The following is a 12401-nucleotide window of genomic DNA, read 5'->3' as shown; positions in this document are numbered from 1 at the left end:
CGGTGACCGGATGTGCTGACATACCAGTAAAAACCGCCGATCAGTGGCCGGCACCGCAGAGGACCCGGCCCCTGCTTTGTCACGTCCGGTGTACCCGGAGGATAAAATATGGTATGATAAGGTATATATTTATATGCCAAGCAGTAATTATAGTATAAAGTACAGGGCATTTCAAGAAATCCGGAAGGATGGAAAAGAGGCAGAAGGTATGACAGTATTGGTAACCGGTGGAGCGGGATACATCGGAAGTCACATATGCGTAGAGCTTTTGGAACAGGGACATCAGGTTATTGTCGCGGACAGCCTGATCAACTCTTCGGAGGAAGCGATCGAGCGGGTGGAAAAGATCACCGGAAAGAGGATCTTTTTCTATCAGGCGAATCTGTGCCATAAGCAGGACGTTGCGGAAATCTTCGATGAAGAAGACATTGACGCGGTTATTCATGTGGCGGGACACCGGTCCATCGCCCAGTCGGTCATCGATCCGCTGGAGTATTACTACAATGATATTGCGGGAACGCTCGTTCTGTGCAACGCCATGCGCAAACATAATGTCAAGAAGATGATTTTCAGTTCTTCCGCCATGGTCTACGGAGATCTGGAGGTCGATGATATGCCGCTGCGGGAAAAGAGTCCCCGCGGAAAGGTATCCAGCCCGTACGGACGAATCAAAGTGGCGCTGGAACAGATGATGCGCGACATTCATCACGCCGATCCGGAGTGGAATATTGTTCTTCTGCGGTATTTCAACGCCATCGGGGCACATTCGAGCGGTCTGATCGGCGATTATCCGAAAATGACGCCGAACAACCTGGTTCCCTACATCGGGGATGTGGCGGTCGGACGGCAGAAGAGCGTCGGCATTTTCGGCGATGATTATCCGACACCGGACGGCACCGGTATCCGTGATTATATCCATGTGGTCGACGTCGCAAAAGGGCATGTGGCGGCGCTGAAACTGATGGATCAGGAACCGGCGGTGAGAACCTACAATCTTGGAACGGGCCACGGATACAGCGTATTTGATGTGATTCACACCTATGAGAAGGTCTGCGGCGTACCGATCCCCTATGAGATTCGTCAGAAACGGCCGGGGGATATTGCGGTTCTCTATGCTGATCCTTCCAAGGCGGAGAGAGAGCTTGGCTGGAAGGCAGAGAAGACACTCGAAGAGATGTGCGCGGATTCATATCGGTGGAAATCGAACTCCAACGGATATAAATTCTGAGAGGGTGTGCCTCATTCATGCGCGGCGGCAAGATCGGAAGCGTTCTGCCATGCCGAAAAAAGTACTGTTCGTTTCATCTATGCGAAGTGGGAAGAATGGAAGAGGCCGGAGCGATTTGACAGCACACGAGCGCTGGGCTAAAATAAAAAACGGTATTGTGTGGAAAATGTTGTGTTTTCCGGGAAGCTCCGGCAAAAGGAAAACCGGCGTCGAACAAGGGGGAGAACGAGTAATGGCATTTTTTGATGATTTAACAAAGGTGATAACCGATAAAAGCCGCGAGGCAGCGGAAAAAGTGAAAGACATGACCGATGTCATTTCCCTGAAATCCAAGCTTTCCTCAGAGAAAGATCGTGTGAACAGCGCGTATATTGAATTGGGCAAGTACTATTATGAGCAGAATCAGGAGCAGGAACTTCCGCAGTTTGAGCCGGAATTTCGCATGATCCGCACCGGGCTGATCCGGATCGCGGAACTTGAGGATGAGATTATGGAACTGGAAAAGACCAGAATCTGTCCCGAGTGCGGCGCAAAGCTTGCCAAAGGGGCGCGTTTCTGCAGCGTTTGCGGTGCACCTCTAACCGAGAGAGAGAACGGATAATAAGAATTTTCTTAATTGAATAAATTCTTTGAAAAATTTTTTACAAAAAGTGTTGACATGTCTTTGGACAGTTGATATACTATCGTACGTAATCGAGCGGGACATCCCGCGAGAGAACGGAATCGAGGCGTGGCTCAGTTTGGTAGAGCGCTGCGTTCGGGACGCAGAGGCCGCAAGTTCGAATCTTGTCGCCTCGATTGTATTTAATAATAAGGCCTCGTGGTCAAGCGGTTAAGACGACGCCCTCTCACGGCGTAATCCCGGGTTCGATTCCCGGCGAGGTCATTGAAAAGGAACTTCGGAGCGTTGCTTCGGAGTTTTTTTCGTTTGCGCTTCGACGATACTGATTCGTGATCCGTCCGACTGTGCGAATACCGGTTGGTCTTATGCGGCGAAGGATAAAGAAAGACATGGATTACCGGCGTATAATATGAGATAATGGTCTCGTGAACGAATCTGCAGGAATGAAGCGGATTTGTGATATTCGGAAAAGAAACGGGGAAGAGTTGTGATTCAGAAAAAAGGAATAATTCTGGCTGCATTGGCCGCTATGCTGGCAGTCGGCTGCGGAACCTCCGGTCGAAATTCCGGCGCGATCGAACCGGAAGAAACTGCAGCAGCGGTTCGCACCAGAGAGTATGCGCTGGATAAATCGGAAACCAGATATGTTTCGCCGTCGGAAAACAGTGTTTCGGCGGAGGAGACTGATCCGTCGGCAGAGTCCGGAGCGGGAGAGGAAGTGCCGGCGGCAGAAGGCGGGATTCCGTCAGAAGGGATTGAGACGGACACTCCTATGAATCCTCCGGAAGGCGGAGCGGAAGCTGTCCCTGCCGGGAATCTGACACCGGAAGCGGATCCGTCAGCAGCAGGGCTGATTGATGAAAATACGCAGGTTGTGTCCGCAGAGACGGAGGCTCCGGTGCAAGAGGCACTCTCCGAATACCGCATTACCCATTTTTTTGGCACCGAGGGTGATGTGGAGAGTTATATGAAGGCCCGGGCGTCGGACGGAAGCTGTGCATCCATCGGACGAAACCGCACATATTCCTGCATTGAAGTGATGGCGACACCGACACAGGCTGGAATCTGGGTGAATTCGGCAAATGAAGCGCTCGGCCAGATTGTCGCATCGGAGGAACAGAAGGATCATTTCCGACTGGACGTCAGTGAAGACCGGCGCATTCTGAATATTACAGCAGACGCCTCCTGGGATCAGGAAAAGCTTCACCGCGATGTGGCGCAGGCGCTGTATCAAATGCAGATCTGTCAGATCTTCAGCGGGATCCCGGACTGGAGTGTGGATTTCCGGATTGTAAACCGCCATAACGGGGCCGTCGTCTATGAAGTACAGTATCCGCAGCAGCAGATCGAATTTACGGATCAGGTCTGGAAGGGCGGTGCGTAAGGCAGGCCGATCGCAGACATGCGGGACATCCGGAGCAGTCAATCTCTGCCGGATACTCATGATGCAGGAGGAAGCAAACCGGATTTCACGGTTCGCTTTCTCCCGGTATTCTTTGCGAGGGCAGGCAGGTTCTGTGCGGTGGAGTATGCGTCATGGACAGAAAACAGGAATAATGGGCGATATTGGGAAATATTAAAAAAGTGCTTGCAAAATGATTTTCAGTGTGCTATCCTACAATAGCTGCAGGCGAGAACGCCTCACAGCCGGGAACATTCCTGAGAATCGAGGCGTGGCTCAGTTTGGTAGAGCGCTGCGTTCGGGACGCAGAGGCCGCAAGTTCGAATCTTGTCGCCTCGATTGTATTCAATAATAAGGCCTCGTGGTCAAGCGGTTAAGACGACGCCCTCTCACGGCGTAATCCCGGGTTCGATTCCCGGCGAGGTCACTGAGAAAAACTTCGGAGTATTGCTCCGGAGTTTTCTTTTTTTGGATAAACGTTTCTCACTTCAGCATTCTTTATGGAACATAACGGATCGGCGTGGTGCGCACGCCGCGGAATGGCCGATGCCGTCCGCGTGAAAGAAGGCTGTAGCGGGGAGAAAAACGTCCCGTAAAAAATATTCTGATTTGTTTTAAAATTTATGCTTGCAATTCATAAAATGATATGATATATTATACAAGTCGCGCGGCGAGAGCGGTGCGATGGGATGGAAACATCCGGAATCGAGGCGTGGCTCAGTTTGGTAGAGCGCTGCGTTCGGGACGCAGAGGCCGCAAGTTCGAATCTTGTCGCCTCGATTATATTGAGCAAAACTGTGAAACGCGGTTCGGCTCATATAGATTTAATAAGGCCTCGTGGTCAAGCGGTTAAGACGACGCCCTCTCACGGCGTAATCCCGGGTTCGATTCCCGGCGAGGTCATGGTTATGCTACTGTGGCTCAGTTGGTAGAGCAGCTGATTCGTAATCAGCAGGTCACCGGTTCAAGTCCGGTCAGTAGCTTCGGAGAGAGTAATCCTCGGAACGATGGTTCCGGGGATTTTTTTTATCATAGGAAATTTCTCCGAAATTCCCTATGATAAAGCTCCGCGCGGGCGCGCAAAGTCCCCGGGGCTTTCCTCAGTACCCCGGGGATGGGAGAGACAAAGGCCGCTTGCGGATTTCGTTCCGCGTGATAGGAAACTTCTCTGAGATTGAAATTGGCCTCCTCTTGCGTTACCATAAAATGTATAAAAAAGAGTGCATTAGGGGGTGTCGCATGAAGTCAGGAATACATTATTCCTTTGATCTTTCGGAAGAGAAAAGATGTATCCTTGTGGTAGAGGATGAGCCGGTCAATCAGGAAATTCTGAAGATGCTGATCGGCGACACCTATGAAGTTCTTTCCGCGTATAACGGACAGGAAGCGATGGAACTCATCCGCGCCCGGCACAAGACACTCAGTCTGGTGCTTCTGGATCTGAATCTCCCGGATCTTCATGGTCTGGAAGTGCTGCGAAGGATGAAAGGCGATCCGGTGCTGGCCGGTCTTCCCGTCATTGTCATGACCGCGGACAGTGAAGCCGAGGTGGAAAGTCTTACTCTTGGAGCCATTGACTTTATTCCGAAACCATATCCGCAGCAAAAAGTCATCCTTGCCCGAATCCTGCGCACCATCGAACTGTCCGAGAACAGAGATATACTCCGGTGGACGGAACGGGATCATCTGACGGGATTGTACAATAAAGAATTCTTCTATCATCACGCCGCACAGCTGGACCTCTATCACAAAAACGCCTCCGCAGACGCCATTTTCCTGAATATCAACCGTTTTCACACCATCAATGACCGATATGGAAAAAGCGTTGGCGATGAGATTCTTCGCCGTCTTGCCGGCAGCGTCCGGGAGGCGGTCAGAGAAAACGGCGGGATCGTATGCCGGAGCGAAGCGGATTCCTTTCTGATCTACTGTCCGCACCGCAGTGATTACGGTGAGATTCTGAACCGCGCCGGCATTTCCATACCGGGAGACGGGAAAGGAGAAAGCCGGATCCGGATCCGGATGGGAGTATACGCCGATGTGGACAAGACACTGGATCTGGAGCGGCGGTTTGACCGTGCGAAGATGGCGGCGGAAACGGTAAGGGGACAATTTGCCAGCGCAATCGGAATGTACAGCAATGCGATGCGCGATGCGGAGCTTCTGTCAGACCAGCTGATGGAAGATTTTCCCGCCGCAATTGCGGAAAAACAGTTTCGGGTCTATTACCAGCCTAAATTTGATGTGCGCCCGAACAAACCGGTTCTGGTCAGCGCCGAGGCGTTGGTGCGCTGGAATCATCCGGCGCTGGGCATGATCAGCCCCTGCGTATTTGTGCCGCTGTTCGAGCACAACGGCCTGATCCGGGCATTGGATCAGTATGTATGGGCCGAGGCAGCCGCACAGGTACGGCGATGGAAGGAACAGCTCGACATCGCACTTCCCGTGTCGGTCAATGTGTCCCGGGTCGATCTGCTGGATCCGTCTCTTGTGGAGAATCTGAAGAGCATTCTGGCGGCAAATGGTCTGAGCAGCAGAGAACTCCTTCTGGAGATTACCGAATCCGCTTATACCGAAGACTCGAATCAGATGATAGAAACGGTTTGCGAGCTTCGGAAAACCGGTTTCCGCATTGAGATGGATGATTTTGGATCCGGCTATTCCTCGCTGAGTATGCTTTCCTCTCTGCCCATTGATGCGCTGAAGCTGGATATGCAGTTTATCCGCAGCGCTTTCCGGGAGCAGAAGGATACCCGGCTTTTGGAGGCGATGATTCAGCTGGCAGACCGCTTTGACGTTCCCACCATTGCGGAGGGCGTGGAAACGGAGGAACAGATGATCACACTCAAAATCATGGGCTGTGACGTCATTCAGGGATATTATTTTTCCAGACCCCTGCCGTCAGAAGAATTTGAAGTTTTTCTCAAAGAAAGGCGGAACGCCCTCCGTCCTTCCGGCCTGGAAGAGTCCGGCACGGACCGGGATGAGCCGGACTCCCTGCACGATCCGCTGACAGGACTCTACAACAAAAATGCGTTTGAAATTCTGCTGCAGGGGGTAGCACATAAGCAGGTTACCGTGCTTTCCGCCGAGGTGGATCATTATGCTGAAATACAGCATGAACACGGCAGAGAGTACGCAGACCGCGTCATCAGACATGTTGCAGGGGTGCTCCGGAAGAATTTCCGGCGCATGGATTGCATTGTCCGCCTTCGCGAGGATAAATTTGTCATTCTCATGATCCATTCCGGAAGTACCGACCGGAACCGGATTTCGTCAAAGATTGACCGCATCAACGAGGAGCTGCGGGAAATGCCGGGAGAACTTATACCGGTTGCACTGAGCGTGGGCGTGGCATTTTCCGATACCGACAAGACGGGAGGCGCGGTTTTCCGGGATGCGGATGTCGCGCTGGAACGCAGAAAAGAAATCCGAACCAAAGTTTTGAACCGTTTTCTTCAGGAATGAGAGGATGGGGGATGGAACGATGAACATGCACAAGCACAAGCAGAACAGTCTGACCGCGATTGCCAGCGCAGGCATCACAGTGGTTGCCCTGATTCTGATTCTCAGCACAATCTGGATGGGACAGAATGCGAAAAACGGGACCAAATCCGCCGTTCATTCCGTCAGCCTTCTCTATCTGGATGAGCTCACCGGACGGCGGGAACAGGTGGTGGCAAATAATCTTAAGGATAAAATCGAAGTGATCCGGGTCGCAGTTTCCTTAATGACAGAGGATGACCTGAAGGATGCGGAACATCTGCAGGCGTATCAGTCCAGAATGAAGAAGCTGTTCCGGCTGGACAAGTTTGCCTTTGTGGACCGAAACGGCCTGATTTACACCTCCACGGGCACGCAGACCAATATCGCGGACTACGGTTTTGATTACAAAACGCTCTCTGAGCCCGACATCTTTGTGCTGAATCCCGGGGCCATGAATAAGAAAGCGGTGATTGCCGTGCCGATTGACCGGCTTTCGTTTTGCGGAGAAGAATTGTCCGTCTGCTTTATGGAAATCAGTATGGCCGAACTTCTGGCCGGGGTCTCCATGGATTTTCAGAGTTCGGACACCACGTTCTGCAATATTTACACCCGTGAAGGAAATGCCCTCAGCAACACGGTTCTGGGCGGCCTTGCGGTGGAAGATAATCTTCTGGAGGCCCTGAAAAACGCAAAATACGACGAGGGTTATTCCTATGAGCAGGCGGCAGCCGATTTCGCGGAGGGAAAAGACGGCGAAGTATCTTTTACCTATGACGGAATCCGGGAAACCTTAAGCTACCGTCCCGTGGCCGGGACAGACTGGATGCTGACGTATCTGATTCGGGAAAGTCTGATCAGCGAAAAAATGAACGCGGTATCCGAAAACATTGTCCGGCAGAGCTTTTTCCAATCGGCGCTGACGGCGGCCATACTTCTGGCTCTGTCCGGCTTCGGGTATATGCAGATCCGGAAGAACGCACGCCTTACGCTGGAATCCGAGACCGCACAGGCGGAAATCCGCGGAAAGCAGAAAGAACTGGAGCGGCGCATTGCGCTGCAGGAGAAGCTGGAGCAGCAAAGCCAGGCGCTCAGCGATGCCCTGGCGCTGGCGGAGGAAGCCAGCAAAGCGAAGACGGCATTTCTCTCTAATATGAGCCATGAGATACGAACGCCGATGAACGCCATCATCGGACTGGACAATATTGCACTGAATGATCCAGATATTTCCGACCGGACCCGTGAATATCTGGAAAAGATCGACGCGTCCGCAGAGCATCTTCTGTATCTGATCAATGACATTCTGGATATGAGCCGCATCGAATCCGGAAAATTATCCCTGAAGAATGAGGAATTCTCCTTCTGCGAGTTTCTGAAGGCGATCAATACCATGATCAGCGGGCAGTGCAGTGATAAAGGGCTGGACTATCAGTGTCACATTCAGGGTGAAGTGGACGATTATTACATCGGGGATGACATGAAACTGCGCCAGGTGCTGATCAACATTCTGGGAAATGCGGTGAAGTTTACGCCGGAAGGCGGAAAGGTGTCGCTGACCGTAAGCCGCACGGCACACTATGACCGCAGATCAACACTTCAGTTCCGGGTCGCGGACACCGGCATCGGCATGAGCAAGGAATTTCTGCCTCACATCTTCGACGCTTTCAGTCAGGAAAATTCGTCTTCCACCAGTAAGTACGGGTCATCCGGGCTGGGCATGGCGATCGCCAAAAACATTGTGGAAATGATGAACGGCGGAATTGAGGCTGAGAGCGAAAAGGGCCGCGGTTCTGTCTTTACGGTAACGGTTACCCTGATGGACTGTGAGACCGATCACTCCGAAGCAGAGGCGGCGGTCATTCATCCCCGTGAGATGAGCGTCCTGATCGTGGACGACGATCCGATTGCCTGTGAACATGCAAAACTGGTTCTGGAAAAAGCAGGGATTGCATCCGAGACCGCCGACTCCGGAGCGAAAGCCCTGGAGATGATTACGGTTCGCAGCGCGAGAATGGAACCCTACAACCTGATTCTGGTTGACTGGAAGATGCCGGAGATGGACGGCGTGGAGACCACCCGAAGAATCCGCCGGATTGTGCGGGATGATTCCGCCATCATTATCCTGACGGCCTATCGGTGGGACGACATTCTGGAAACGGCGGTGCAGGCAGGTGTGGACAGTTTTCTTGCCAAACCTCTCTTTGCGGCGACGGTTCTGGAAGAGTTCCGGTCCGCTATGATACGAAAGGGCATCAAGGCAAGTCAGGAGGCGGGCAGGGCAGATCTGACCGGCCGGAGAGTATTGCTTGCGGAAGACGTGCAGGTCAATACGGAGATTATGCTGATGGTTCTGCAGATGCGTCAGATGGAAGCCGAGCATGCCGAGAACGGACGTATTGCGGTGGAGATGTTTGCGTCCCATGAACCGGGATACTACGATGCCATTCTGATGGATATGAGAATGCCCGAGATGGACGGTCTGGAGGCGAGCCGGGCGATTCGTGCCATGGACCGGACGGACGCAAAGACCATTCCGATCATCGCCCTGACGGCAAACGCATTTGACGAGGACGTGCAGCGCAGCATGCAGGCGGGACTGAATGCGCACTTGACCAAGCCCATTCAGCCGGAAATGCTGTTTGAAACACTGGAAAGACTGATCCGGGATTGACCCGGGGACGGATCTGTGAAAGAATGGAGTGATGTGAAATGCTGACAGTCGAGGCACTTCGCGCCTTTGGCGCAGACATCGAAGACGGGCTGATGCGCTGTATGAACAATGAGACGATGTATCTTCGCCTTGTGGATATGGCGCTGCACGACGCGAATTTTGACAGGCTGGTTTCCGCCCTGAAAGCGGAAGACAAAAAGACCGCCTTTGAGGCGGTTCACGCCATCAAGGGAGTGACGGCGAATCTGTCGCTCACGCCGCTTTACGAGACGGCGTCCGAGATGACGGAACTTCTTCGCACCGGGGCAGATGCCGATTATGAGGGGCTTCTTGAGCGACTCCTTCAATGCCGCGATGAGGTTCTGAACCGATAGCGGCAGGAGGGAAGACAGAAACGAAGTGAAACGATAAGAGAAAGGGAAAGGAATCGTCCGACTGCCGCGGCGCAATCGGACGAATGCAGTACATGAAACGGAATTACAAAATGACGATCAGCTATGACGGAACCCGCTTTTACGGATGGGAGCGTCAGCTGACCACCGATATGACAATTCAGGGAAAACTGGAGAACGTTCTGAACCGTATGCTGGAGCTTCCGGAAGGAGAGACGGTCACGGTGATCGGAGCGGGAAGAACGGACGCGGGCGTTCACGCCAGAGCGATGACGGCAAATGTTCTTCTGGACACCGGCAAAACCGAGGATGAGATCCGCGCATATATGAATCAGTATCTTCCGGAGGACATCAGTGTGAATGAACTGAAGGTCTGCGCCGACCGTTTTCACAGCCGGTTTAAGGCGAAGGGAAAGACCTACTGTTACACATTCTGGTGTGCGGACCGGAAGCCGGTATTCGACCGCAAATATGTAACCGTCATCGAAGAACGGCCGGATGTGGACCGGATGAGACGGGGACTGGAACGGCTGGTCGGAACCCACGATTTCAAAAGTTTCTGCGGCAACAATAAGATGAAGAAATCGACGGTCCGTGCCATTTTCGACGCGGAGATCAAAGAACAGGGGCCCTATATTCGGATTTATTTCCACGGCAGCGGATTCCTTCAGAATATGGTGCGGATTATGTCCGGAACGCTTCTGGAGATCGGTCTCGGCCATATGGAGCCGGAAGAGATCGATGCCATTCTGGAAAAGCAGCAGAGAAAATTTGCCGGCCCCACCGCGCCGCCTCAGGGTCTCTGCATGATGAATGTGGATTACTGAACAGCAGACTTGAAACAGGAGGATATGCACCATGCCGTTTCCGATTGAATTTTCCCCTTCTTCCTACCGTTATTCTTCCAGAAGAAGCCTTGTCTATGCGAGGAACGGTATGGTATCCACAACACAGCCGCTGGCCGCAGGGGCAGGCCTGGACATCCTGAAAGCCGGAGGCAACGCCGTTGATGCGGCGATTGCGGCCGCTTCCTGTATGACTGTTCTGGAACCCACCAGCAACGGACTCGGAAGTGATGCCTTTGCCATCGTATGGGTGAAGGACGAAATGTTCGGCCTCAATGCCAGCGGAAGGGCGCCGATGAATCTCTCGGCAGGAATGGTCCGGAAAATGGGATTTTCGCAGATGCCGGTCCGTGGCTGGCTGCCGGTCATGGTGCCGGGGGCTCCCGCCGGGTGGGCTGCGCTTTCCGAGCGTTTCGGAAAACTTCCGCTCCGCCAGGTTCTGGCGCCGGCCATCCGGTACGCCGAAGATGGATATGCGGTCACACCGGTGATCGCCCATCTCTGGAACGCCGCCTTCGAGGAGTTTTCGAAGAGAACCGAGCCGGAGTTTCGCCCCTGGATGGAGCATTTCGCGCCGGGAGGACACGCGCCGGCAGCAGGAGAGGTGTGGAAATCGGAGGATATGGCCCGGTCGCTTCGACGGATCGCGGACACCGGGGCTGAGGCATTCTACCGCGGGGATCTTGCAGACAGAATGGATGCTTTTGCCCGGGAAACCGGAGGGTTTCTGCGAAAAGAAGATCTGGCGGCATACCATCCGTCCTGGGTAAAGCCGGTGAGCGTCAATTACCGGGGATACGACATATGGGAAATTCCGCCGAACGGAGACGGCATCGTCGTTCTGATGGCGCTGGCGATTCTGAACGGAATGAATATAAATCACGAGGACCCGGATGACCCGGAAAATGTGCACCGGATGATTGAAGCGCTGAAACTTGGATATGCGGACGGCCTCCGGTATATTTCTGATCCGGACACGATGAGGGTGCCGGTGGAGAACCTTCTCTCGGAGGAGTATACGGAGCAGCGCAGACGTGGGATCGGTGAACACGCCGCGGTTCCGTCGGCGGGTGACCCCATGTCCAGCGGAACGATCTATCTGTGTACTGCGGACAGCGAGGGAAACATGGTTTCCTACATTCAGAGCAACTTCAAGGGATTCGGCAGCGGCATCGTGATTCCGGAAACCGGCATTTCCCTTCAGAACCGGGGCTTCGGTTTCTCTCTCGATGAGGACTCTCCGAATGTACTTGCGCCGGGGAAGCGGGCATTTCACACGATCATCCCGGGCTTCATCACAAAAGACGGGAAAGCGGTGGGCCCTTTCGGCGTAATGGGGGCGTTCATGCAGCCGCAGGGACAGCTGCAGGCGCTGACTAATATGATTGATTACCGCATGAATCCGCAGGAAGCGCTGGATCGTCCCCGCTGGCAGTGGATGAAGGGACTGGAGATTGGACTGGAAAAAGAAATGCCGGAGAGAATCCGGGAAGATCTGATCCGAAGAGGACATGATGTTCAGATCGCGGAGAACCGGATCTCCTACGGAAGAGGTCAGATCATTCTGAGAAATGATGAGGGAACGCTGGTTGGAGCTTCCGATCCGCGGGCCGATGGCTTTGTAATGGGATATTGACAGCGGATAAACCGGCGGCGGAGTGAGATACTCTGTCGCCGGTTTATCGCACATTATCGCACATGCGTTCTCTTAAATCTTGCAATTTTCCGTGACTTTTTGTATACTTATGAAGTTAGGCA

Annotated in this window: 8 protein-coding genes and 7 tRNA genes; all 15 read left to right on the top strand. The window is 53.2% G+C overall.

Annotated features, from left to right (window positions below; translation table 11 throughout):
* Positions 1–208 precede the first annotated feature (208 nt).
* Positions 209–1228, top strand: a complete 1020-nt coding sequence (gene galE, locus BR86_RS0103390; RefSeq protein ID WP_031471591.1) for a UDP-glucose 4-epimerase GalE — start codon at positions 209–211, stop codon at positions 1226–1228.
* Between the two features lie 232 nt (positions 1229–1460).
* Positions 1461–1829, top strand: coding sequence for a zinc ribbon domain-containing protein (locus BR86_RS16035; protein ID WP_051684551.1), 369 nt, complete (start codon positions 1461–1463; stop codon positions 1827–1829).
* Between the two features lie 123 nt (positions 1830–1952).
* Positions 1953–2026 (top strand) — tRNA-Pro (locus BR86_RS0103375).
* 16 nt (positions 2027–2042) lie between these two features.
* Positions 2043–2114 (top strand) — tRNA-Glu (locus tag BR86_RS0103370).
* Between the two features lie 223 nt (positions 2115–2337).
* Entirely contained in the window at positions 2338–3234 is an 897-nt protein-coding gene (locus BR86_RS0103365) for a hypothetical protein (RefSeq protein WP_143099303.1), read from the top strand.
* 283 nt (positions 3235–3517) lie between these two features.
* Positions 3518–3591, top strand: a tRNA-Pro gene (locus BR86_RS0103360).
* Positions 3592–3607: 16 nt separating this feature from the next.
* A tRNA-Glu gene (locus tag BR86_RS0103355) sits at positions 3608–3679 on the top strand.
* Positions 3680–3958: 279 nt separating this feature from the next.
* Positions 3959–4032: transfer RNA gene (locus BR86_RS0103350), tRNA-Pro, on the top strand.
* A gap of 51 nt (positions 4033–4083) precedes the next feature.
* Positions 4084–4155 (top strand) — tRNA-Glu (locus BR86_RS0103345).
* 7 nt (positions 4156–4162) lie between these two features.
* A tRNA-Thr gene (locus tag BR86_RS0103340) sits at positions 4163–4235 on the top strand.
* A 256-nt stretch (positions 4236–4491) separates the two neighbouring features.
* Positions 4492–6720 carry an EAL domain-containing protein gene (locus BR86_RS0103335; protein ID WP_051684550.1) on the top strand — a complete coding sequence of 743 codons (2229 nt, stop codon included), beginning with the start codon at positions 4492–4494 and terminating at the stop codon, positions 6718–6720.
* A 19-nt stretch (positions 6721–6739) separates the two neighbouring features.
* Positions 6740–9406, top strand: coding sequence for a hybrid sensor histidine kinase/response regulator (locus BR86_RS15035; RefSeq protein ID WP_051684549.1), 2667 nt, complete (start codon positions 6740–6742; stop codon positions 9404–9406).
* 38 nt (positions 9407–9444) lie between these two features.
* A complete protein-coding gene (locus BR86_RS0103325; protein ID WP_031471586.1) occupies positions 9445–9780 on the top strand; it encodes an Hpt domain-containing protein in 336 nt (111 codons plus the stop codon).
* A gap of 92 nt (positions 9781–9872) precedes the next feature.
* Positions 9873–10625 (top strand): tRNA pseudouridine(38-40) synthase TruA, encoded by a 753-nt coding sequence (truA, locus tag BR86_RS0103320; RefSeq protein WP_031471585.1) that lies wholly within the window; start codon positions 9873–9875, stop codon positions 10623–10625.
* Positions 10626–10656: 31 nt separating this feature from the next.
* Entirely contained in the window at positions 10657–12279 is a 1623-nt protein-coding gene (locus tag BR86_RS0103315) for a gamma-glutamyltransferase family protein (RefSeq protein WP_031471584.1), read from the top strand.
* Positions 12280–12401 lie beyond the last annotated feature (122 nt).

Source organism: [Clostridium] aminophilum DSM 10710, from assembly GCF_000711825.1.
In the GTDB taxonomy this organism is placed as follows: domain Bacteria; phylum Bacillota; class Clostridia; order Lachnospirales; family Lachnospiraceae; genus Clostridium_R; species Clostridium_R aminophilum.
This window is presented reverse-complemented; position numbering and strand designations above follow the sequence as displayed.